The following is a 22,796-nucleotide window of genomic DNA, read 5'->3' on the forward strand; positions in this document are numbered from 1 at the left end:
ACTCCCTGACGGCGCGACCTCCGGGTCGCGCGACCGAAAATTCCAGCCAAGGCCTGGGACCAGCGGAAGTCCGGTGCAAGACCGGCGCGGCCCCGCCACTGTAAGCGGCGACGAAACCTGCATCAAAGCCACTGGGCCCCCTCAGGGGACCCGGGAAGGCGCAGGCGGTAGGACGACCCGCGAGCCAGGAGACCGGCACCAGGCCTGCCACCAACCTTCGTGGGCGAGGTCGGGCTGTGGCTTGTTCCCTGGGCCGGGGTGATCCCCGCCTGCCTTGCGGCGGCGCGGGCCGGCATCATGCATCCCTGCAAACCAACTGCGTAAGCGGTCGCGGCGCGCGCTATGCCGTGCCTGCCGTTTGGCTGTGCCTGGCAGCAGCGTCGCTGTTGCCGTTCGCGGCCCGGGCCGATGCCACGACGGCGCTCGCTGGGGCGCCTGTCGTCGCGCTCGGTGTGGTGCACGACGGCGCGATCGATGGCGGTGTCCTGCCCGGCGTGACCTGGGCCTACACGCTCGTGATCAGCGCCACGCCCATCCTTGCCTCGCCGCTGCCCGCCACTGCGGGCGTCATCACGCGCATCGAACTGGAGGACGAGCCTGCCGGCCGCGACATCGCGGCGCTGCTGGCGGCCACGGCCGGCCTGCAGGTGCGCCGTCTGGGCGTCGACGGCTCGTCGGCTGTGCCCTCGCTGCGCGGCGGCTCGGCGGCGCAGGTGCGCCTGTTCCTCGACGGCATGCCCCTGCCCGACGCCTGGGATGGCGCCGCCGCGCTCGATCAGGTGCCGGCCGAACGACTGGCCGCCATCGAGGTGCACCGCGGCGTAGTCCCGGCGGCGCTGGGTGGCAGCGGCGGCATCGGCGCCGTCAACCTGCTGACCCGTCGCGTGCCGTCGCACCCGTACCTGGAGGCCTCCGTCGGTTCGTTCGGCGCGCATTCCCTGCGTGCAGGCGCGGGCTGGATCAGCCGCGACGCCCTCACGGGCCTGGACGTCGTCGCCCACGCGCGCCGCGCCGACAACGACTTCACGTTCCTCGATCACCACCAGACGTTCCACAACACGGCCGACGATTCGCTGCGCACGCGCACCAACGCATGGCTGCGCGAATGGGGCGCCTGGGTCGGCGCCAGCCGCCTGGCCGGGCGTGTGGCCCTGCGCGTCGGCGCGGGCTACACCCGGCGCGACGGCGGTCGCCCCGGGCCGCTGACCTACCTGAGCCCGCACGCCACGGTGCGCCACGAGCACGGTGACCTTCGCCTGCGGGCCGACCTGGATGACGGCCTGCTCACCGCCGACCTCGCGGCCGGTCGCGGCGACGAGCGGCTGCACGATCCGCGCGGCGAGGTGCGCTCGAGAGACCCCGGCTCATCGCGATCATTGGCGCAGGATCTCGGCGGTCGGGTGGCCTGGTCGCCGGCGCGCGGCCGCGCGGTGGCGCCTTCGCTGGGCCTGACCTGGCGGCGCCAATGGCAGGACGACTTCCTGCACGATACCGCGGAGCCGCAGCGTCGACGCACGCAGCACGGCGTATTCGCCGCGGTCGACCTGACCACCGCGCGGCTTCGCGTGACGCCGTCGTGGCGCTGGCAGCGCACCGCCGACCGCTTCGCCTCGGCGCCGCTCTACCCGTGGCTGCCGGTGCCGCCGCCGCTGGTGCGCCGCGACGACAGCGCGCCTTCGCTGGGCGCCGTCTGCGAAGTGCTGGCCGGACGGTTGTTCGTCGAGGCGCATGTCGCGCGCGCCCGGCGCGAGCCGAGCTGGGTCGAACTGTTCGGCGTGCGCGGCGGCATCGACGGCAATCGCGACCTCAAGCCGGAGTCCATCACCTCGCACGATGTCGCCGTCACCTGGCGCCCACAGGACGGTCACTTCGACCTGCGCCTGGCCGCCTTCGATGCCACGACGGGCGACAAGATCATCTACTTGCAGAACAGCCAGCTGACGAGCAAGGCGATCAACATCGGCAAGGCGCGCACGCGCGGCCTGGAATGCGAGATGGCAGCGCACCGCCAGGGAAGCTGGCGGGTGGCGGCCAACGTGACCACGCAGGACGCGCGCGACCGCAGCGGCCTGCCGGCCTGGGATGGCAAGCCGCTGCCGTACCTGCCTGCAGTCGAGGCGCGCCTGCACGCGGCGCTGGCTGCCGGGGCCTGGGAACCGTGGGCTGAAGTCACGCACCAGTCCGGCAACCCGCGCGACCGCGCCGATACGGAACTGGCGCGCGCGCCGGAGCGCACCCGCCTGAACCTCGGGCTCGGTCGCGCGCTGCCGGCCGCCTGGCTGGGCCGCGGCGTGTCACTGCACGTGTCGGCGGCCGTCGAGAACGTGACCGACGAGGCCGTCTACGACGTGGAAGGATATCCGCTGCCCGGGCGCACCTGGCGCCTGGCGGTGGCCGTGAGGGACCTGTAGGGAAGGGACGCCGGCGGGGCGGGAAACGCAGGACATCGATCGCCACAGCATCGTGCAACGCAAGGAGCCGACCGTGAAATCCAGCCGCATCCCCCTCATCATCGCCTGCCTGGCGGTCCTTGCCGCCGCAGCGGCCGACGCCGCCACCGGCTGGGTGCTCACCGGCGACTACTCCCAGTTCGGGCGCTTGCGCTCGTTCAGCCATGCCTCGCCGTGGACAGCAAGCGGCGACCTCGCGGTGACGCCGGGCGATGCGGTGGGTCGCGAATACGACGGCCTGCTCTACGTCGTGGGCCGCGGCGGCGCCAGCGTGTTGCAGATCTACGATCCGGCGGCCGGCATGGCGCTGGTACGCGAGTTCAGCCTCGGCGCCGGGCGCAACCCGCAGGACATCGCCTTCGACACGCAGGGCCGCGCGTTCGTCAGCTGCTACGACCAGGCCGTGCTGCTGCGGGTCGACGTCGAAGCAGGTGCCGTCGTGCAGTCCTATTCCACGGCGGCCTTCGCCGACGTCGACGGCCTGCCGGAAACCGCGTGGATGCTGGCGCGCGGTGACCGCCTGTTCATCACCTGCCAGAAGCTGGACCGCACCAACTTCTACGCGCCGTCGGGGCCGGGCGCCCTGCTGGTCTTCGACATGGCGAACGGCCAGTGGGTCGACGCGAACCCGGCGCTGCCCGGCGTGCAGCCCGTCGTGCTCGTGGGCCGCAATCCCTACACGCGCATCGAGGCTGTCGGCGTGGCGGGCAGCGAGAAGCTGCGCGTCGGTTGCGTCGGTTTCTACGGGCTGCTCGACGGGGGCATCGACCAGGTCGATCCCGCGACGCTGGCCGGCGAAGGCTTTGTCGCGACCGAGGCCCAGCTGGGCGGTGACATCGCCGCCTTCGTCACCACCGGGCACACGAGCATCTACGCCGTGGTGGGCGACGTCGTGACGTTCAACACGAATTTCGTGCGCTGGCAGGGCGGACCGGGCAGCGCGCTGCTGCGGGCGGGCGGAGGCTTCGTGTACTCGGACCTGGCCTGGGACGGCGGCTGCCAGCTCTTCCTGGCCGACCGCACGCTCGGCGCCGACGGCTTGCGCGTGTACAACGCCTGCACCGGCCTGCCGCTGGGATCGGCGCCGATCGCCACCGGATTGCCGCCGTTCAGCTTCGTCCTGCCGGCCGACCCGGTGGCGGCGCCGGTGCCCCCTGCGCCGGCGACCGCGATGCTGCGGTTGTCGCCGCCGTTCCCCAACCCCTGCAACCCGTCGGCTCGGCTCGACCTCAGCGGCCCTGCCGGTGCCATGGTCCAGGTGCTGGCCACCGACCTGGCCGGGCGCGCCGTCGCCTCCTGGTCCCTGGAGCTCGACGCCGACGGGCGGGGGCTGGTCACCTTCGACGGCCGCGGGCCCGACGGCCGTGCTCTGGCGGCGGGCGTCTATCGGCTCACGGCCCGGGGCGGCGGGGGTTGGGCCACGCGGTCGATCACGCTCCTGAAATAACAGGATCAACAGGCTCCGCGCCTTTCGGAAAGGGTAGCCGGGTGGGGCAGCGCGCCCCGCCCGGCCGTTCCCGTCAGGCGCGCAACCTTGGCGCCCGCGCGCGCGTAATGATACCTTCCCGGCGCCGACCCACCCGACGCCCGGCTCCCGCACACAATGAAGGGACTCCGCCCTGATGGTCCTGCCGGTCCGTTCCCGACCCGTGGCGACAGCGTTCGCCTGTACTGCCCTGCTGACGGTTCTCGTGATGTCCGCAACGGGCTGTTCCAAGGATGGCGGGCAGCCTCCGGCTGCCGCAGCAGGCCAGGGCGCCGGCGCCGGTGCGCAACGCGCCCAGCCCGAGGAGCAGGCGCTGCCGATCGCCGTCGAGCCGGCGGCCACCGGCGACATCGCCCGGCACTACGAGGCCACCGCGACGCTGGAAGCGGAGAAGGAAGCGGCCGTGCTGGCGCGCGTCACGGGCGTCGTCGAGAAGCTCCTGGTCGAGGAGGGCGACGAGGTGCGCGAGGGCCAGGCCCTGCTCGTCGTGGCAAATGACGAGTACCGCCTGCGCCTGACGCAGGCCGAGGCGCGCACCGCGAACCTGCGCGCGCGCTTCGAACGGCTCGAGGCCATGCTGGCCGAACAACTGGCCACGGAGGAGGAGTTCCAGACCGCGCGTTCGGACCTGGCCAGCGCCGAGGCCGACGAGGGTCTCGCGAGACTGAACCTTTCCTACACCACGGTGAAGGCCCCGTTCAGCGGGCGGGTGACCGCGCGCCGCGCCAATATCGGCCAGAACCTGGCGGTGGGCACCGAGCTGTTCGTGCTGGCCGACTTCCATCCGCTGCTGGGACGGGTGCACGTGCCGAGCAAGGAGTTCGCGCGCCTGCGGGCCGAGCAGCCGGTCGACCTGGTGCTCGACAGCGACGGCACGCGGCTGACCGGCCACATCAAGCTGATCAGCCCGGTCATCGACCCGGCCAGCGGCACGATCAAGCTGACCATCGAGGTGGACGACTACCCGGCCGCCACGCGCCCCGGCGACTTCGCACAGGTGAAGGTCGTGACGGAGAAGCGCACGGGTGTGCTGCTGGTGCCGCGCGAAGCCGTGCTTACCGACAAGGGCGAGTCCGTGCTCTTCGTGGCTGCCCCGCCGGCCGGCGGCGGCGATCCCGTGGCCGAGCGTCGCGTCGTGGAACTGGGCTTCACCGACGACACGCACGCGCAGGTCCTCAGCGGCCTGGCCGCCGGCGAGCCGGTGGTCGTCCGCGGCCAGCGTTCGCTGAAGCACGGTGGCGCGGTGAGGATCCTCGCCGCCGACGTTGTCGCTGCGCCGGCTCCCGCCGCACCGGCCGCGGCCGCCCGCTGATGCGCGCATTCGTCGAGATGGCGGTGCGCCGCCGTGTCAGTGTCGTCATGGCCTCGCTGGCGGTGATCGCCTTCGGTATCGTCGGCTACAGCCGCCTGTCGCTCGAGCTGTTCCCGGAGATCAGCTACCCGTCCATCACCGTGCAGACCGAGTTTCCCGACACCGCGCCGCAGGAAGTGGAGAATCTCGTCACGCGGCCGGTCGAGGAGGCCGTGGGTGTGCTGCGCGGGTTGCAGACCATCCACTCGGTGTCGCGACCGGGCCAGTCGGAAGTCATCCTCGAGTTCGAGTGGGACGCCGACATGGATGAACTGGCCATGGAGGTGCGCGAGAAACTCGATCGCCTGGTGCTGCCGACCGAGGCGCTCGACCCGGTCGTGCTCCGCTTCGACCCGGCCCTGGATCCCGTCGTGCGGCTGGCCCTGACCGGCCCCGGCGACCTGACCTCGCAGCGCCGCCTGGCCGAGCGGCAACTGAAGCAGGACTTCGAGACGGTGAAGGGCGTTGCCGCTGCGTCCATCAAGGGCGGCCTCGAGGAGGAGATCCAGATCGACGTCGACCAGGAGCGCCTGGCGGCCCTGGGCCTGTCGCTCGATCGCCTGCGCCAGGTGGTCGGCGTGGGCAACGTGAACCTGCCGGGCGGCGCGCTGCGCGGGCGCGACAGCCAGTTCCTGGTGCGCACCATCAACGAATTCGACTCGGTCGAGGAGATCGCCGACCTCATCATCAGCCTGCCGGGCGCGGCGCCGGTGCGGCTCAAGGAAGTCGCCGAGGTGCGGCGCGGCGCGCGCGAACGCGAGGAGATCACCCGCGTCAACGGCCGCGAGTCGGTCGAGATCGCCATCTTCAAGGAAGGTGACGCCAATACCGTCACCACCGCGGCGCGCCTTCGCGAGCGCATCACCGCCTGGCAACAGGGCAAGCTTCCGCCGGGCCACGAACTGACGGTCCTCTTCGATCAGTCCACGTTCATCAAGCAGGCCGTCGACGAGGTGCGTGACGCCGCCCTGGTGGGCGGACTGCTGGCCGTGGTGGTGCTGTTCCTTTTCCTGCGCGACATCCGCAGCACGCTGATCATCGGCACGTCCATCCCGATCTCGGTCATCGCCACCTTCGTGGTCATGTACCGCATGGACATCTCGCTGAACATCATGTCGCTCGGCGGGCTCACGCTCGGCATCGGCATGCTCGTGGACAATTCCATCGTCGTACTCGAGTCCATCTTCCAGAAGAAGCAGCAGGGGCTGCCCCTGTACCGCGCCGTGGTCGACGGCACGGTCGAGATGGGGCCGGCGGTGGCCGCCTCGACCATGACGACCGTGGCGGTATTCCTGCCGATCGTGTTCGTGGAGGGCGTGGCCGGCCAGCTCTTCAAGGACCAGGCGCTCACCGTCACGATCAGCCTGCTGGCGTCGCTGGTCGTCGCGGTCACCCTGATCCCGATGCTGAGCGCCATCGGCGCGCGGCTGCCGCGGCGTCACGACGGCGTGGACGGATTCGCGGGCGACAGCGCCCCGGTGGAAGCGGTCACGTCCACGACCAGGGCCGCCGCCGAAGTGCCCGTCACGCTGGGCTGGTTCTCGGCGTTGTACGGTCGCGTGCTCGGCGCGGCCTTGCGTCGGAAAGGCCTGACCGTGGCCGTGGCCTTCGGCCTGTTCGTCGTTTCGGCGTGGGCCATCCGCTTCCTGGACACCGAACTGATCCCCGAGTTGAGCGAGGGCGAGTTCTACTTCGAGGTCAAGCTGCCCGAGGGCGCCTCGCTGGATGCGAGTGACCGCACCCTGCAGGGAATGGAGCAGGCCGCCGCCGGGGAACCGGCATTGGCCCGCCAGTACGCCACCGTGGGCAGCCGCCTGGCCGCCGGCGGCATGTCGATGGTCACGCGGGCCGAGAACCTGGGCCAGTTGAACCTGGTGATGGCCGACCGCGGCGACGACGCGGCCGAAGCCGCCGTCGTCGAGCGTTTGCGCACCGACTTCGCGGCGATGCCCGATGTGGAAGTGAAGTTCGGCCGGCCCAGCTACTTCAGCCTCAAGACCCCGATCGAGGTCGTCATCTACGGCGAGGACCTGGACGAACTGCGCGACTACTCGCTGGACCTCGGTCGGCGGCTGGCCGCCGTGCCGGGGCTGGTCGACGTGCGCTCGTCGCTGGAGGCCGGGAATCCCGAACTGCAGGTGGTCTTCGACCGCGAACGCCTTGCTTCGCTGGGCCTGGACATGGGCGTGCTGTCGGAGACGCTGCGCAGCCGTGTCCTGGGCGTGGTGCCGACCCGCTACAAGGAAGAGGACCGGCAGATCGACGTGCGCCTGCGCAACCGCGAGGGTGACCGCCGTACCGCCGACGACGTCCGCAACCTGGTGCTGCCGGGCCCGGACGGCACATCGCTGCGCCTGCTTTCGGTGGCCGACGTGCACGAGGCGCGCGGACCTGCCGAGATCCACCGCCTGAAGCAGCAGCGCGCCGCCGTGGTCTCGGCCAACCTGGACGGGCGCGGCCTCGGCGCCGCCATGACCGACGTGCAGGCGCTGCTGGCGGCCTACCCGCCGCCGCGCGGGCTCAGCACCGAGCTGGGCGGCCAGAACGCGGAGATGAAGACCAGCTTCAACAGCCTGCGTTTCGCCATGATCCTGGCCGTCTTCCTGGTCTACCTGGTGATGGCGGCCACGTTCGAGTCGTTCCTGCACCCGTTCATCGTGCTGTTCACGATCCCGCTGGCGCTCATCGGCGTCGTCGGCGGCCTGCTGCTGACGGGGACCACGGTGACGGTGATCGTGCTGATCGGCGCGGTCATGCTCGTGGGGATCGTGGTCAACAACGCCATCGTGCTGATCGACACCGTCAACCGCCTCCGGCGCGAAGTTGGTTTGCCGCGCGAGGAGGCCCTGGTGCGCGCGGGGCACCTGCGCCTGCGCCCCATCCTCATGACGACCCTGACCACGGTACTGGGCCTGGTCCCAATGGCGCTGGCCTGGGGCGAGGGCGCCGAACTGCGGGCGCCCCTGGCGATCACGGTGGCCAGCGGCCTGGCGCTGAGCACGCTCCTCACGCTGGTGGTCATCCCCGCCGTCTACCTGCTGGTGCCGATGCGCGACGAGAAGGCGGAGGATTGAGCATGGAGCGGCCGCGCGGCTTCAGCCTGCCCGAACTGGCCATCCGGCGGCCGGTGACGACGTTGACGGTCATCGTCAGCCTGATCGTGCTGGGCGCGGTTGCCCTGACGCGCTTGCCGCTGGCCTTCATGCCCGAGATCGTGCAGCCGCAGCTGTTCATCCAGCTGCCGTACGACAATGCCTCGCCGGAACAGGTCGAGCGCATGATCGTGCGTCCGGTCGAGGATGCGGTGGGCTCGGTGCGCGGGTTGCGCAGCCTCTGGTCGCGGTGCGGGGGCGACGGCGGCAGCCTGCGGCTGGAGTTCGACTGGTCAACCGACATGCAGCTGGCCCGGGTCGAGGTCTGGGAGCGGCTGGACCGCATACGCGGCGAACTTCCGGACGACCTCGGCGACGTGCAGGTCTCGACCAACTGGGACTCGCGCGACGCCGACATGCCCGTGCTCGAGGGCCGGCTCAGTTCGCCGCGCGACCTCAGCGAAAGCTACGACCTGCTCGACCGCAAGATCATCAAGCCGCTCGAGCGGGTGCCGGGCGTGGCGCAGGTGCGGCTCGACGGCGTGAACCCGCGCGAGGTGCGCGTCAACCTGCGAGTGGCCGACCTCGAGCGACATCGCATCGACGTGCGCGAAGTGGCGCGCGTGCTGCGCGTGGGCAACTTCGACCAGTCGCTGGGGCGGGTGGCCAGCGGCGACTCACGCTACACGCTGCGCACCGTGGGCACCCTCGGCGAGGTGGACGAGATCCGCAACCTGCCGCTCCGCGCCGACGGATTGCGCGTGGGCGACGTGGCCGACGTCATCTACCAGGAGCCGCCCCTGGAGTACGGCCGCCACCTGGACGGCGACTTTGCCGTCGGCGTCACCGTGGCCCAGGAAGCGCGTGCCAACACGGTGGAGGTCTGCGACGAACTGCAGCGCGTGATCGCCGCCATGGCCGACGATCCCGAACTGGAGGGCGTCAACTTCCTGGTCTGGTTCAGCCAGGGCGACGAGATCCGCAAGACGCTCAAGGATCTCACGTTCACCGGCATCTTCCAGGCGCTGCTGGCCACCGTGGTGCTCTTCCTGTTCCTGCGCCGCTTCTCGACCACGATGGCCGCGGTCGCCTGCATCCCCTTCTCGCTCATCGTCACCTGCGGCGTCATCTGGGCGCAGGGGCACTCCCTGAACACGCTGACCCTGCTGGGGCTCATCGTCGGCATCGGCATGCTCGTGGACAACGCGGTCGTGGTGATGGAGAACATCTTCCGGCACCGCGAGCAGGGCGCCGACCCGCGCACCGCCGCCCTCGAGGGTTCGCGCGAGGTCGCCACGGCGGTCACGGCGGCCACGCTGACCTCGGTCATCGTCTTCCTGCCGCTGATCTTCAACAAGCCCAGCGAGATGAACATCTACCTGAAGGAGCTGGGCGTCACGGTCTGCCTGACGCTGCTGGCGTCGCTGTTCATCAGCCAGACGCTGATTCCGCTCGCCACGGCGCGCTACATCCACTCGCAGCCCCGTCCGCGGGGCCGCTGGATGAGGGGGCTGGAGTCGCGCTACGAGCGCCTCCTTGGTTGGAGCCTGCGCCGGCGCTGGGCCGGCGTCGCCGTCGGCCTGCTGGTGGTCGGTTCGGCGGTCTACCCGTTCCAGAAGATCGACAAGAATTTCGACACCAGCGAGAGCGAACTGTTCGTGCAGCTGCGCTACGACATCAGCGAGGAGCTGAGCCTCGAGCGCAAGCGACAGCTGGTGACGCAGGTCGAAGAGGCGCTGGAGCCGCATCGTGAGCAGTTGCTGGCGAGGTCGCTGTACAGCTTCTGGAACGACAACTGGGTCATGACGCGCGTGTACCTGAAGGAAGGGCAGGCCACCGAGGACAACATCGCGCTCGTGCGTCGTCGCCTGCGCGAGATCCTGCCGCAGATCGCCGGCGTGCGCCTGCAGGTCGAGGAGAGTCGCCAGGGTTGGCGCGGGGGCAGGGGGGGCGCGAATTTCGTCGCCTTCCAGATCGTCGGCGAGGACACCGAGGTGCTCATGCGCCTGGCCGAGGAGGCCGTCACGCGCCTCGAGGCGGTGCCGGGCCTGAGCGAGCCCCAGGCGCGTCGCACCGAGGCCCGGCAGGAGCTGCACATCGAGCCCGATCGTGACCTGGGTGCGCGCTACGACCTGACCGCGACCGAGGTCGCCGACGTGGTGGGCCTGACCTACCGCGGCCAGCGCCTGCGCCGGTTCCGCACCCCCGACGGCGAACGCGAGATGCGGCTGACCCTGGACGAGCAGCAGAATGAAAGCGTGGAGCAGCTGGCGCACCTGCCCCTGTGGCCGCAGGGCGGGGGCCGGGTGCCGCTGGGCGCGGTTGCCGACCTGGTGACCCGGCCCGGGCGCGAGCACATCGAGCGCGACAACCGCCTGACCAGCGTGTGGGTCAACGCCCGCTACGAGGGTGGCACCCGCGAGGAGTTCATGCCGCGCGTCGAGGCTGCGCTGGCGGCGATGGAGTTCCCCTACGGCTACAGCTGGACGTTCGGCGCCTGGCAGAACCGCCAGAAGGAACAGTCGCGCGAGTTCGGCGTGAACCTCGCGCTGGCCCTGCTGCTGGTCTACGCGGTCATGGCTGGCCTCTTCGAATCGACCCGGCAGGCCGCCGCGCTGATGGTTGCCCTGCCCTTCGCGCTGGCCGGCGCCATCTGGACGCTGCACCTGACCGGCACCGCCTTCGACCAGCCGGCGGCCATCGGCCTGCTGCTGCTCATCGGCATCGTCGTCAACAACGGCATCGTCATGCTCGAGCACATCAACCAGTACCGCCGGCGCGGGATGGCCCGCGAGGCGGCCATGCTGCTGGGCGGGCGGGAACGGTTGCGCCCGATCATCATGACGGCGCTGACGACGCTGATCGGCCTGGTGCCCATCGTCGTGCAGCGGCCGTCGCTGGGCGGCGTCTACTACTACTCCATGGCGCTCGTGATCATGGGCGGCCTGCTGGTCAGCACGTTCCTGACCTCGATCCTGTTGCCCACCCTGGCCTCGCTGGTCGAGGACGGGTTCGACCTGGCCGGCCGCGCGCTCCGCTTCGGCTGGTTGCGCCGCCGGCGCCCGGCCGCATGATTTCCCCTTTCGCCGCCGCGTCCCATCGCCCACAATGGGGGCCAACCGGACCCGCCCGCCCCGGACCTTCCGGCGCCGGCCCACGCCCGCAAGGAGCCGATTCATGACGCGCATCTATACCCGAGCCGGCGACCGCGGCGAGACGTCGCTCGGCGACGGCGCCCGTGTGCCCAAGAACAGCCGCCGGGTCGGCGTCTACGGCGAGGTCGACGAGCTGAACTGCGTGCTGGGCTGCTGCGTGTCGCTGCTGGCCCGCGAGGGCGGCTCCGAGGAGCACGGCCTGGCGGCCGAGCTGACCGCGCTGCAGAGCCGCCTGTTTGACCTCGGGACGGTACTTGCCGACCCGCGCCGTTCGATCGAACTGCTGGCCGCCGGCGCCCCGGCCGACCCCTTCGACGCGGCCCGGCTCGAGGCCCTCATCGACGCGCACGACGCCCGGCTGCCGCCCCTGCGCCAGTTCATCCTGCCGGGCGGCACGGCCGCGGCGGCCCACCTGCACCTGGCCCGGACCGTCTGCCGGCGCGCCGAGCGGGCTGCGGTGGCCCTGGCTGCCACGGAGGACGTCCCGGGCGGCGCCCTGGTCTTCCTGAACCGCCTGAGCGACTACCTGTTCACCCTGGCCCGGGCCGCGAACCGGGCAGCCGGGCTGCCTGACGTGCCCTGGCGGGGTGGGAAGGACGCCTGATTGTTCCTGTCGGCTTTCAGCGGGGGGCGGGCGAATAAGGACGACGACGCCGGGGTAACTGCGTCGTCATCCGGCATTCCGGGGCCTGCCGCCATCGATCCGTGGGAGGAGCAGCGCCGCCGGGACCGTGCCGACATCGAACGTTTCCTCTCGGGCGACACGGATGGATTCGAGCAGCTGATGAACCGCTATCGCCAGCCGGCCTACGGCATCGCGCTGGGCCTGACAGGCAACCACGACGATGCGATGGACACCGTCCAGAAGTCGTTCCTGCGCATCCACCGTTCGCTGGAGCGGTTCCGGCTCGAGGAGCCGTTCTTCCCCTGGATGTACCGCATCGTGCGCAACACGGCGCTCAACCAGAAGCGCGACGAGAAACGCCATCAGGGCGACATCCCGCTCGAATTCGTGACGCGTCCCGACGGTGCCCCCGACGCACTGGCCACGGCCGAGGCCGCGGACCTCCGTGAGCGCCTGGGCCGGGCCATCGCCGAACTGCCCGAAGAGATGCGCATGGTTTTCGTGATGTACCATTTCCAGGGCCACAAGTACCGCGAGATCGCCGCGGCGATGGACATTCCCCTGGGCACGGTGATGTCGCGCCTGCACGCGGCGCGATTGCGGCTGCGACCGGCCCTCGGCCTGGAGGAGGCGCCATGAACGGGCGGCCTGCCTTCGACCCCGTAGCCGATGCGCCGCTGCTCTCGGCGTACGTCGACGGCGAACTGGACGGCGCCGACCTGGCGCGTGTCGAGGCCCACCTGGCCACCAGTGCCGAGGCGCGCCGCGAAGTCGAGCGGCTGCGCACCTTCAAGCAGGTGACCGACGGCCTGCGCCTGCGCGAGGCCCCGCCGGAGGACTGGGAGTCGTTCTGGAACAACGCCTACAACCGCAGCGAACGCTCGCTGGGCTGGGTGCTCCTCGTGGCCGGGCTCGTTGTGGGCGGCACCTGGGCGCTGCTGCAGACCGGGCGCGCCATCTTCGCGGCCGAACTGCCGCTGCTGGTGAAGGGCGGCCTGCTGGCCGGCGCCCTGGGCGTGACGGTCCTGCTGGTATCGGTCCTGCGCGAACGGCTGTTCACCCGCAAGCGCACCCGTTATGACGACATTGTCCGCTGAGGAGGGTCCCGTGTCAGACCGCATCATCGTCACCACCACGCACGAGATCGCCGGCAAGCGCATCGTGCGCACGATCGGGCTCGTGCGCGGCAACACCATCCGCGGGCGCCACATCGGCCGCGACTTCATGGCGGGACTGAAGAACCTGGTGGGCGGCGAGATCACCGAGTACACGAAGATGATCGCCGAGTGCCGCGAGGAAGCCCTCGACCGCATGATCGCCCAGGCGCAGGCCAACGGTGCCAACGCCGTGGTCGGCGTGCGCTTCGCCTCGGCCGAGATGATGGAGCACGCCGCCGAGCTGCTCGCCTACGGCACCGCCGTGATCATCGAGGACCTGTAGCCGGTCGGGCGGGTACGTTCCGTCGCTACTCCGGAGAGCAACGAAGAGGGCGCCCGCCGGGAGCGCCCTCTTCGTTTTCCGCGGACTGCGGGGCGGTGGGCCGGTCAGCCGTCCACCATGCTGATCGCGTCTTCGGGGCACGCGTCGATGCAGGCTTCGCAGTCGATGCACTCTTCGGGATTGACCCAGGCCTTGCCGTCGACCATCGAGATGACCTCGGTCGGGCAGGCATCGACACAGGTTTCGCAGGTGTTGCACAGGTTCTTGTCGACAAATGCGGGCATCGCTTCATCCTCCTGGGGGACGGGTCCGGCGCCGCACCCAGGGGGCGGCGGTGAACGGGCCGAATATGACGCATTGACGATGTGCTGTCAAATCGACCGTGATTTTCAATTGTGAGCGCAAGCTGTGTGGTGACAATTGATTATGCAAATCAGCCGCGGGCCCGTCGGGGATCTTTCCTAGCGATCGCGATCCAGTCCGAAACCGCCGCGGGCCGCCAGCAGGGGCGGCAGGCAGGCGATCAGCAGCAGGAGGTCGCGCCAGAACAGGTCCAGCCCCACGGCATGGCCGCCGTCGGTGTTGAAGCAGCCGCAGCTGATGTCCAGCCCGCGCACCAGGGCCGAACCGATGGCCACCAGGAACACGAGCAGCATGCCGGCGCAGGCCAGCGCCGCACCGCGCCGCTGCCAGCCGATGACGAGGGCGACGCCGGCCACGGCCTCGACCATGGGCAGCAGCAGCGCCGCCGGGTGCAGCAGCGCGTAGGGCGCGATCCGGTAGTGGTGGATGGCCTTGGCGAACTCGGCGGGGTGCGCGAGCTTGTCGAGCGACGCCCAGATGAAGACCCCGCCCACGACCAGGCGGCACACCAGGGACAACCAGCGCATCATGGTGCCACCGCCGGCGCCCGCGGCGAGACGGGGCCGCCGGCTTCGCGCCACGCCGCCAGCCCGCCCTTGAGCAGCTCCACATGGGGATAGCCGCGCTGGACCAGCCGCGCCGCGACATTGTTCGCCAGGGCGAGATTCCCGTCCCCGAAGAGGATGAGCCGGTCATCCGGCGAGATGATATCCAGCAGCGCGAGCAGGTCGTCGTCGAAGAGGTCCGGTCGGATCACGAACGCGCCGGGCACGGTGTCGTCGACGCCGGGTCCTTCCTCACGCGTGTCGATGAACAGGTGGATGCCTTCGTCGTAGTAGCGGCGCGCGAGGGACACGTCGAGCGTGGGTGCGCTCAACTCCAGTTCGTAGTCGGCAGGATCGGCGCGCAGCGGCAGTCGCGGGCCCACGAAAGCCCAGCGTCCGGCCGCCAGGACGGCGCTCAACGCCAGCAGCAACAGCAATTGCCGCGCAGCCGTCGCCAGGGGCGGCCGCGCGGGCAGGGACGTGGCGCCGGACCAGGTACGCGCCATCGGGTCACATCCGGATCATGTACGAGACCGGCACCTCGATAACGGGCACCGCCTTGAGGTCCGTGTAGACCTTCAGCGTGCCCGTGATGCGCCCCTGGGAAGAGGCTGCACGCGGGTCGGTCTTGGCGATGGGGGCGCCGGTCAGCTTGATGTGCGTCTCCTGGCGCGGCACGGCCTCGACGATCTCGAACTTGACCTCGGGCAGGTCGATCTCCGCGCGCAGCACCTTGAAATCCAGGGGCGGCTTGGCGGCGAAGATGCGCACCGTCTGCGTGAACGACGGCTGGTAGCGGAAGTTGACCACGTCGGGACTGGCGCTCACCGCGGCGGCGATTATGGCGCGCATCTCGATGTCGATGGTCGGGCGCTCCGGGATGTTGGTCGCCAGGCGCACGACATCCTGGTGCTGGCCCGAGCCCATCCGGGCCGGCCTGATGACTTCGAGCACCGACTTGTGGGGGTCGCCGTCGGCGCCGTTGGTGATCTTGATGTCGAACAGGCCCTTCTGCGTCTTGTCGGCCTGCAGCTTGAGGTTCACCTCGGGCGCCGTGAAGGTCACCGTCCGGCTCGCCACTTCGCCCTTCAGGCTGCTGGGGAAGCCGACGCGCTCGGAAACCGGGTCCACGATGAGCACGGCCTTGACGTTCGCGGTCAACGGCAGGTCGACCGTGCGGCGGTCCGGGTCGTTGGACGTGATCTTCACGGTCTTGTGCACCTGGCCGTTGAACTGCTTGCTGTCGAAGTTCACCACCAGGTCGGTCGACTCGCCGGCCTTCAGGCTCTTGACCTTCAGTTCGGGAACGGTACACCCGCAGTCGGCATGGACGTCCTCGATGACGAGCAGTCCCGCACCCGCGTTGGTGACCTTGACCTTCACCGTGCGCGTATCCATCTGCTTCATCGTCCCGAGGTCGATGGCGGTCGGGTCGAGCTTGATGGACTGGGCGGAGGCGACGCCGGCCAGCAGCAGGGCCGGCAGCGCAAAAGCGATCAGCGGGATTCGGCGCATGCGCAGACTCTCCGGGTGGTTGGGATCGGTGTGCCTGAGGGGGCCGGACGTACAGTCCGGATGATACCCCGGCCCGGCGGCTGCGGTTCCGGGAAAATCCCCGCCCGACAGGATGGCCCCGAACAGCGGCGGTGGCAAGTCCCGGTCCCGGCGACTTATCATGGTGGCCGCGCCGCCGCCGGACCCTGCCGGGTCCCGGCCGCGCCGGGAGCACATCGTGACCGATGAGGAACGCGGCAGGCGCCTGCGGGCCCTGGCCCGTGAAATGGCCGACAGCTATCGCGACCTGGGCGGACTCAACCGGCTGGGCAGGGAAAGCCTGCCCTCCCCGGAGGTGATCGCGCAGCTGCTCGAGGAACTGCTGGCCCTGGTGTTTCCCGGCTACCACGGGGCGCCGGTCCCGCCGGGCGCCGACCTCGAGCTGCAGCTGGGCGGGCGCCTGGACAATGTGGGCCGGCAGCTGGCGGACGTCCTGGCGGACATCCTGCGCTTCTGCCACCGCAAGGGCAGCCGCTGCGAGGACCTCTGGGCGCCCGAACTCGGGGGGCTGGTCGCCCCGGCCGGGCCCGGCCCCGTCGAGGACCGCTACGCGCTGGCCGCCCGCAGGCTCACCCTGGAGTACCTGGCCGGGCTGCCGGCCGTCCGCCGCCTGGCCGACCAGGACGTGCGGGCCGCCTTCGAGGGCGACCCTGCCGCCACGAGCTGGGAAGAGATCATCCTCTGCTACCCGGGCGTGTACGCCGTCACGGTGCACCGCCTGGCGCATCCCCTGCACGGGCTGGGCGTGCCGCTGCTGCCCCGCATGATGAGCGAATGGGCGCACCGCCAGACGGGCATCGACATCCACCCGGGGGCCGGCATCGGCGCCTCGTTCTTCATCGACCACGGCACCGGCGTGGTCATCGGCGAGACCACGCACATCGGCGATCGGGTGAAGCTGTACCAGGGCGTGACCCTCGGCGCCCTCAGTTTCCCGCGCAATCCCGACGGGACGCTCGTCAAGGGTGGCCAGCGCCACCCGACCATCGGGGACGACGTGACCATCTACGCCGGTGCGACGATCCTCGGCGGCGAGACCGTGATCGGCAACGGCGCCGTGATCGGCGGCGGGACCTGGATTACCGGTTCGGTCGCCGCCGGTGCCCGCGTGGTGAAATGAAATCCGCAGCCGCCTGTCGCAGGTCGGGGCAGACCGACGGCCCGCCACCGTGCTATGCTGGGAGCATGATGACCCCATCGAATCCTGCCAGGCGCCCGCGCATCGCGGCCCGCGCCAGGGCGGCCCTGCGGGCGGCCCTCCTGTTCCTGCTCCTGCTGCCGGCTGCGGCGACCGCCGCATCTGCGAACCGGGCGCCTGCCCGCGAGCCGGTCCATCCCGGCCTGACCCGGGCCGAGTTCCAGGCCGCCAAGTCCGCCGCCGGCGCCGGCCTGTCTTCGGCCGCGGCGGCTGCTGCCGAGGGCCACAACGGCGAACTCGGTGATGCTGCCGTCACCAGCGACCACTACGACGTCCTGCGCTGTGACCTGGACCTGACGCTGGATCCGGCCCCTCGCACCATCGAAGGCTCGGTGGCCATGGTGCTGGCCAGCCGGCGTGAAGGCCTGCGGGACGTGGTCTGCGACCTGCGCACGAGCCTGACCGTCGCCGGCGTGGATCACGCCGGCGGTCCCCTGACGTTCGCGCACGCGGGCGATACGCTCACGATCACGCTGCCGACCGGGCTGGCTCTCGGCGAGGTCGACTCGTTCGTGATCCGCTACGGCGGACAGCCCCTGCAGCCGGTGGTCAATCGCGGCCTCATGTACTACCAGCGCGCGCCGGACATCTCGCAACCGGAACAGCGCGTGCCGCTGGTCGCGAACATGAGCCAGCCCGCCTACGCGCAGTCGTGGTGGCCCTGCAAGGACAAGCCCGGCGACAAGTTCAGGGTGTCGATGGCCGTCACCGTGCCCGACACGCTGGTCGCCGTCTCCAACGGTACGCTGCTGGCGGTCGAGCCGGCGGGAGCGGGGCAGGCGACCTGGCGCTGGCGCGAGGACTACCCGATCGCCTCCTACCTGGTTTCGCTGGCCGTCACCGACTATACGCTGTTCGAGGAGGAATGCCTGACGAGCGGCGGCACGGCCGTGCCGCTGCGCCACTGGGTGTTCCCCGAGCACGCGGACGAAGCACTCGTCGACTTCGCTCCCATGTGCGAGATGATGGATGTCTGCGAACAGATCTACGGACCGTACCCGTTCGCCGGCGAGAAGTACGGGCACGCCGAGTTCATCTGGCCCGGCGCCATGGAACACCAGACGGTCACCTCGATCGGCTCGGGTGCGCTTCAGGGCGACGGCTCGCGAGCCTGGCTGATCGTCCACGAGCTGGGTCACCAGTGGTTCGGCGACAGCCTGACCCCGCGGGAGTGGGCCGACATCTGGCTGAACGAAGGCTTCGCGACCTATACCGAGGCCCTGTGGGCCGAGCACACGGGCGGCGTCGCCGACTACCGCACGTTCATGACCAACGCGCGCAACGATGCCGAATGGGCCGCCCAGGGCCCGGTGTACGACCCGGTGCCGGTGTTCCCGGGTCGCGTCATCTACGACAAGGGCGCCTGGATCCTGCACATGCTGCGCGGGCGGCTGGGCGACGCGCCCTTCTTCGCGCTGGTCGAGGAGTGGGGCAGCGGCGGCGGGCGGCCCGGTGAAACGGTGTCCACCGCCGAGTTCATCGCGCTGGCCTCGACGTACGCGGGAGAGGACCTCACGTCCTTCTTCACGCCGTACCTCGAGACCACGGCGCTGCCGCGCGTGAATGCGGAGTTCACCATCGAGGACGGCAACGCCGGTCCCGGCACGCGCCTGCGGGTGTCGCTGTCCCAGCACCAGACACCGCTGTTCGACAACGTCTACCCGATCGCCGTGACCACCACCGCCGGCACGGAAACGGTTACCCTGCGCCTGGACGCCACCCTGGCCTCGGCGACCTTCGAGTTCGCGACCGCCGTGACGGGCGCCGTGCTGGATCCCGACGGCTGGCTGCTGTGGACGCCGCTGGGTGTCGAGGTCTACGGCGAAGGTCTGCAGTCGGCGTATCCGAATCCCTCGGCCGGCGACTGGGTCGTATTCCGCTACTGGCTCGACGCGGCCAGGTCCGGGACGCTGACCATTTACGATGTGCGCGGGGCCACGGTGGCCACACGGGCGGTGCCGGAGGCGGCGGCGGGCCTGAACGAGATCGGCTGGGACGTGCGGGCCGACGACGGCGCACGGTTGCCGAGCGGCGTCTACTGGGCCGCGCTGGAGCTCGCAGGCCGCCGGACGGTGCAGAAGCTGGCCGTCGTCCGGTAGGCGCCGGCCTACTTCCAGTGCGACGAGATGAACGCCGCCACCTCGGGGCTGCCTCCCTGCAGCACCAGGTAGCCGTCGTGGGGTTCCCTGTCGGTGATCTCCCCGTTCACCGGGGTCAGCATCAGGCGCCGCACCTCATCGGGCTCCTGGCTCTGCCCCAGGGCCCAGCCCAGCTTCACGTAGGCCACCTCGGGCAGCATGTTCGCCGCCGGGATGACGCCCAGCCCCATCAATTCGCGCCCCGTCTCGTACACGTACATCTGCACGTAGCCCCACATCGTCTGCACGGTCATGTACACGTGCACGCCGGCCGCGCGCGCGCGGTCGAGGGCGGGGTAGAGCGGCTTGTTGACGTGGCCCAGGCCGGTGCCGGCGATCACGATGCCGCGGTAACCGTTGTCGATCAGCGAATCGATGATGTCCGGCTTCATGTTCGGGTAGTAGTAGACCAGCGACACGCGGTCGTCGAAGACCGCCTTCAGGTCCACCTTGCGTTCGGCGCGACGCCGGCGGTAGTCGTCGCGGTACGGCGTCACGCCGCTCTGGTCCACCTTGCCGAGCGGGATGTCGCTCAGGGTCCGGAACGTGGAGCGGTAGCTGCTGTGCATCTTCCGCACGCGCGCGTGCCGCGGTGCAGCAACCCGTACTCGTCGCTGGTAGGCCCGAACATGCAGACCATCACCTCGGCGATGTCGCTGGTGGCGGCCGTGCGCGTGGCGTTCATCAGGTTGATGGCGGCGTCCGAGCTGGGGCGGTCGCTGCTGCGCTGGCTGCCGACCATGACCACGGGCACCGGCAGGTCCTGCAGCATGAAGCTGAGCGCAGCCGCCGTGTGGTGCATGGTGTCGGTGCCGTGGCCGATGACGATGCCGGCCACGCCCTTCTCGACCTCGGCGGCGATGGCGCGGGCCGTGCCCATCCACTGCTCGGGGCCCATGTTCTCGCTGAACACGCCGTAGAGCTTCTCAGTTTCCATGTTGCAGATGTCGGCCAGTTCCGGCACCGACCCGTAGAGTTCGCCGGGACTGAAGGCCGGGATCACGGCGCCCGTGCGGTAGTCGAGCCGGCTGGCAATGGTGCCGCCGGTGCCGAGCAGCTTCACGCGCGGCTTCTTCGGGTCGTGCGGGAAGGCGCGCTCCGGGATCTGGTAGTGCGCTTCCTTGCGCCCGTGCACGGTGATCGTCTTCACCTTGTCGTGGCGCACCCCGATGTTGTACCCGGTGTCCAGCTTCAGCACGATGTGGTCGGCGTCGGCCGTCACGCTGCGCGGCAGGATGAGTCCCGAGAAGTCGCCGCGCACGGTGTGCAGGGTCGCCACGCTCCACACGGGAGCGCCCTGCGATTGCAGCAGGTCCAGCGTCGGCGAGCGGTAGCCCTTGAAGTCGTCGTTTTCGGTGCTCATGACCGCGCCTCCTTCAGCGTCTGGCCGACCCACTGGCGCACCAGGCGCCCCGGCACCCGGCCGCGCAGGCGCGGCATCACGGCGCCCATCAGGGTGTGTTCGGGGCTGGCCTCCCCGGCGGGCCAGGCTGCCTTGCGGTCGGTGCGCGCCGCCGTGAGCGCCTCGCCGTACAGGCGGCGGCCCTCACGTTCGTCCACGCACGCGGGAACCTCGTCCTCGCTGGCCCAGACGGCCTCGGGAATCACCCTGCCGGCGGCCAGGTCGCTCACAGTCTCTTCCCACCAGGGGCCGGCCGCGCGCAGGCTGGCCGGCCGCGGCGTGGAGCGGTCCAGCAGGAGCGACGCCAGTTGCTGCGCAGTGAACCGGGAGCCGGACGGCAGCCGGTCGACGAGGTGCTCGAACAGGTCCCAGGCGCGATGGCGGCACATGCGCGCCGCGAGGTCCTCGCCGACCTGGAGATGCTGCAGCTTCTCCCGGCGCTCCCACGGGCGCAGCGGCAGGCGTGCGGCGATGCCGTCGACGCGCGCGTCCTCCAGGGGGATGGGCGGCAGGTCGGTATCCGGGTACATGCGGTCGGCGCCCGGCAGGATGCGCTCGAAGCCGTTGGTGCCGTCGTCGAGGGCCTGGCGCGTTTCGTTGGGCACGCCGAGCACGGCGTCACGGGCGCGGATCGCGATCTCGCGGGCGGCGGTCTCGACGTCGGCGCGCGAACCCCAGACGACGATGACCGGCACGTCGGCCGCCGTGCCGCAGGCCTTCGCGACGCGCTCCCACTCGGCGCTCGACAACGAGGGCGCGTTCTGCGACGACGCCACGAGGTTCGGCAGCTGGTCCAGGCAGGCGATGACGCGCACGCGATCGCTGAACTCCTTCAGGAACGAGGTGCGCGGCTGCGTGGAGACATCGAGCAGCCCCTGGAAGCCGGGCAGCGGGCACGCGCCGACCATCGCGCCCTGGGCCACGGCCTGCGCAATGAACCCGCAGGCGGTGCCGCGCACCTGCGTCGAGACGTCGACCAGCCGGTCGGTGATCGACTCCACCGTCACGCCGCGATGCGCCAGTTCGCCGCGGATGCCGAGCAGCGAGCGCTGGCGGAGCGCCTCGTTGTGCGTCAGGCGGCCGACCTCGCGCAGGCTCGGCACGCCCTTGATCTCGACGCGTGTTCCACCGTTGACGCTGACGTTCACGTCCTGGCGCGCGGCGCCGGCGCCGGTGCGCACCATCCCGCCGCTGCGGGCCAGCCAGCGCAGGATCTGGCCCACGGCCATGGATTCCTGGGGCGTGCGCATGTCCGGGTCGGTCACCGTCTCGATGAGCGGCATGCCCAGGCGGTCGGTGCGATAGACGCGGCGGTGTCCCTTGTCGCTGACCTCGCGACAGCTGTCCTCCTCGATGCTGATCTGGCGGATCCGCACGCTGCGCGCGCCGAACGGGACCTGCCCGTCGGTGCCGATGATGGCCGTGCGCTGGAAGCCGGTGGGGATGCTGCCGTCCAGGTACTGCTTGCGCGTGATGTGCACCTCGCTGACGACGTTGCAGCCCAGGAGCATCGCCATCAGCAGGCTGCCGTCGAGGGCCACGTCGTCGATCTCGAAGGGCGGCGCATCATCCATCTCGTAGGTGCAGACCGTCTCGCGCTTGAGCAGGTAGACGATCTCCTTGCGCGTCTTGAACTCCATCAGCGCCGTGCCGTCGTACTCGCCCATCTCCGACAGCGTGGGGCGCATGTGACGCAGGATCTCCGCATCGTGGCGCTCGTGATGGTAGCGTCCGGCCGGGCAGCGGCAGAACAGCTTGCGGACGGTGAGCAGCTGCTGGTGGATCTCCAGGCCGCAGCGGAAGCCCAGTGCGGCGTAGTCGTCGTCCGACAGTGTGCCGTAGGGGGGCAGCGGTTGCAGGAGCCAGGGGTCGGACAGGCGGTACTGGCTGGGAAGGGACACGATGGCCAACCTTTTCCAGGGAACGCGGTTCGCGGCGGCGGCGGGACCCGGTCCCGGGCCACCTGTCAACCGGTTGACACGCGATTACATATCGAA

The 22,796-nt window shown here is 70.4% G+C and carries 16 protein-coding genes, 1 pseudogene and 1 riboswitch; of the genes and pseudogenes, 11 read left to right on the top strand and 6 right to left on the bottom strand.

Annotated features, from left to right (window positions below; all coding sequences use genetic code 11):
* Positions 1–64: 64 nt before the first annotated feature.
* A riboswitch (cobalamin riboswitch) is annotated at positions 65–193 on the top strand.
* A 154-nt stretch (positions 194–347) separates the two neighbouring features.
* From IPG61_14910 to IPG61_14950, 9 genes are all read left to right on the top strand, one after another.
* Entirely contained in the window at positions 348–2,411 is a 2,064-nt protein-coding gene (locus IPG61_14910; protein ID MBK6735340.1) for a TonB-dependent receptor, read from the top strand.
* 73 nt (positions 2,412–2,484) lie between these two features.
* The gene (locus IPG61_14915; protein ID MBK6735341.1) at positions 2,485–3,897 is read left to right on the top strand and encodes a hypothetical protein; all 1,413 of its coding nucleotides are present in this window, start codon (positions 2,485–2,487) and stop codon (positions 3,895–3,897) included.
* A 175-nt stretch (positions 3,898–4,072) separates the two neighbouring features.
* Complete coding sequence (locus IPG61_14920) at positions 4,073–5,248, top strand: efflux RND transporter periplasmic adaptor subunit (GenBank protein ID MBK6735342.1); 1,176 nt, start codon at positions 4,073–4,075, stop codon at positions 5,246–5,248.
* Positions 5,248–8,361, top strand: a complete 3,114-nt coding sequence (locus IPG61_14925) for an efflux RND transporter permease subunit (GenBank protein ID MBK6735343.1) — start codon at positions 5,248–5,250, stop codon at positions 8,359–8,361. Before IPG61_14920 ends, IPG61_14925 begins: the two co-directional genes overlap by 1 nt.
* Positions 8,362–8,363: 2 nt before the next feature.
* Entirely contained in the window at positions 8,364–11,453 is a 3,090-nt protein-coding gene (locus IPG61_14930; GenBank protein ID MBK6735344.1) for an efflux RND transporter permease subunit, read from the top strand.
* A 103-nt stretch (positions 11,454–11,556) separates the two neighbouring features.
* Positions 11,557–12,138 (top strand): cob(I)yrinic acid a,c-diamide adenosyltransferase, encoded by a 582-nt coding sequence (locus IPG61_14935; protein ID MBK6735345.1) that lies wholly within the window; start codon positions 11,557–11,559, stop codon positions 12,136–12,138.
* Positions 12,139–12,798 carry an RNA polymerase sigma factor gene (locus tag IPG61_14940; protein MBK6735346.1) on the top strand — a complete coding sequence of 220 codons (660 nt, stop codon included), beginning with the start codon at positions 12,139–12,141 and terminating at the stop codon, positions 12,796–12,798. It abuts the gene before it with no gap.
* A complete protein-coding gene (locus tag IPG61_14945; protein ID MBK6735347.1) occupies positions 12,795–13,256 on the top strand; it encodes a zf-HC2 domain-containing protein in 462 nt (153 codons plus the stop codon). The genes IPG61_14940 and IPG61_14945 overlap by 4 nt, the downstream gene beginning before the upstream one ends.
* Before the next feature lie 22 nt (positions 13,257–13,278).
* Positions 13,279–13,599 (top strand): YbjQ family protein, encoded by a 321-nt coding sequence (locus IPG61_14950; GenBank protein ID MBK6735348.1) that lies wholly within the window; start codon positions 13,279–13,281, stop codon positions 13,597–13,599.
* Positions 13,600–13,703: 104 nt separating this feature from the next.
* On the opposite strand, the gene IPG61_14955 is transcribed toward IPG61_14950, so the two are convergent.
* The 4 genes from IPG61_14955 to IPG61_14970 all read right to left on the bottom strand — a co-directional run bounded on the left by IPG61_14955 (position 13,704) and on the right by IPG61_14970 (position 16,022).
* A complete protein-coding gene (locus IPG61_14955) occupies positions 13,704–13,883 on the bottom strand; it encodes a 4Fe-4S binding protein (protein ID MBK6735349.1) in 180 nt (59 codons plus the stop codon).
* 177 nt (positions 13,884–14,060) lie between these two features.
* Entirely contained in the window at positions 14,061–14,492 is a 432-nt protein-coding gene (locus IPG61_14960) for a DoxX family membrane protein (GenBank protein ID MBK6735350.1), read from the bottom strand.
* A complete protein-coding gene (locus IPG61_14965; GenBank protein ID MBK6735351.1) occupies positions 14,489–15,013 on the bottom strand; it encodes a hypothetical protein in 525 nt (174 codons plus the stop codon). The genes IPG61_14960 and IPG61_14965 overlap by 4 nt, the downstream gene beginning before the upstream one ends.
* 4 nt (positions 15,014–15,017) lie before the next feature.
* Positions 15,018–16,022 carry a DUF1573 domain-containing protein gene (locus tag IPG61_14970; protein ID MBK6735352.1) on the bottom strand — a complete coding sequence of 335 codons (1,005 nt, stop codon included), beginning with the start codon at positions 16,020–16,022 and terminating at the stop codon, positions 15,018–15,020.
* Positions 16,023–16,287: 265 nt separating this feature from the next.
* Between IPG61_14970 and IPG61_14975 the strand changes: the two genes are divergently transcribed.
* Complete coding sequence (locus tag IPG61_14975; GenBank protein MBK6735353.1) at positions 16,288–17,181, top strand: serine acetyltransferase; 894 nt, start codon at positions 16,288–16,290, stop codon at positions 17,179–17,181.
* A gap of 68 nt (positions 17,182–17,249) precedes the next feature.
* Positions 17,250–19,358 carry a hypothetical protein gene (locus tag IPG61_14980; GenBank protein ID MBK6735354.1) on the top strand — a complete coding sequence of 703 codons (2,109 nt, stop codon included), beginning with the start codon at positions 17,250–17,252 and terminating at the stop codon, positions 19,356–19,358.
* 8 nt (positions 19,359–19,366) lie between these two features.
* On the opposite strand, the pseudogene gatD reads toward IPG61_14980, so the two are convergent.
* Both gatD and gatE read right to left on the bottom strand, forming a co-directional pair.
* A pseudogene (gene gatD / locus IPG61_14985) lies at positions 19,367–20,760 on the bottom strand (Glu-tRNA(Gln) amidotransferase subunit GatD).
* A complete protein-coding gene (gatE, locus tag IPG61_14990) occupies positions 20,757–22,700 on the bottom strand; it encodes a Glu-tRNA(Gln) amidotransferase subunit GatE (GenBank protein ID MBK6735355.1) in 1,944 nt (647 codons plus the stop codon). Before gatE ends, gatD begins: the two are co-directional and overlap by 4 nt.
* Between the last annotated feature and the right edge of the window lie 96 nt (positions 22,701–22,796).

The sequence above is a fragment of the bacterium genome (genome assembly GCA_016703265.1).
Lineage (GTDB): Bacteria > Krumholzibacteriota > Krumholzibacteriia > LZORAL124-64-63 > LZORAL124-64-63 > CAINDZ01.

What these genes read in the sequence shown, in the direction of transcription:
- IPG61_14920 (MBK6735342.1), top strand. Translation starts at nt 4,073, where the DNA reads ATGGTCCTGCCGGTCCGTTCCCGACCCGTGGCGACAGCGTTCGCCTGT.
- IPG61_14925 (MBK6735343.1), top strand. Translation starts at nt 5,248, where the DNA reads ATGCGCGCATTCGTCGAGATGGCGGTGCGCCGCCGTGTCAGTGTCGTC.
- IPG61_14930 (MBK6735344.1), top strand. Translation starts at nt 8,364, where the DNA reads ATGGAGCGGCCGCGCGGCTTCAGCCTGCCCGAACTGGCCATCCGGCGG.
- IPG61_14935 (MBK6735345.1), top strand. Translation starts at nt 11,557, where the DNA reads ATGACGCGCATCTATACCCGAGCCGGCGACCGCGGCGAGACGTCGCTC.
- IPG61_14945 (MBK6735347.1), top strand. Translation starts at nt 12,795, where the DNA reads ATGAACGGGCGGCCTGCCTTCGACCCCGTAGCCGATGCGCCGCTGCTC.
- IPG61_14955 (MBK6735349.1), bottom strand. Translation starts at nt 13,883, where the DNA reads ATGCCCGCATTTGTCGACAAGAACCTGTGCAACACCTGCGAAACCTGT.
- IPG61_14960 (MBK6735350.1), bottom strand. Translation starts at nt 14,492, where the DNA reads ATGATGCGCTGGTTGTCCCTGGTGTGCCGCCTGGTCGTGGGCGGGGTC.
- IPG61_14965 (MBK6735351.1), bottom strand. Translation starts at nt 15,013, where the DNA reads ATGGCGCGTACCTGGTCCGGCGCCACGTCCCTGCCCGCGCGGCCGCCC.
- IPG61_14970 (MBK6735352.1), bottom strand. Translation starts at nt 16,022, where the DNA reads ATGCGCCGAATCCCGCTGATCGCTTTTGCGCTGCCGGCCCTGCTGCTG.
- IPG61_14975 (MBK6735353.1), top strand. Translation starts at nt 16,288, where the DNA reads ATGGCCGACAGCTATCGCGACCTGGGCGGACTCAACCGGCTGGGCAGG.
- IPG61_14980 (MBK6735354.1), top strand. Translation starts at nt 17,250, where the DNA reads ATGACCCCATCGAATCCTGCCAGGCGCCCGCGCATCGCGGCCCGCGCC.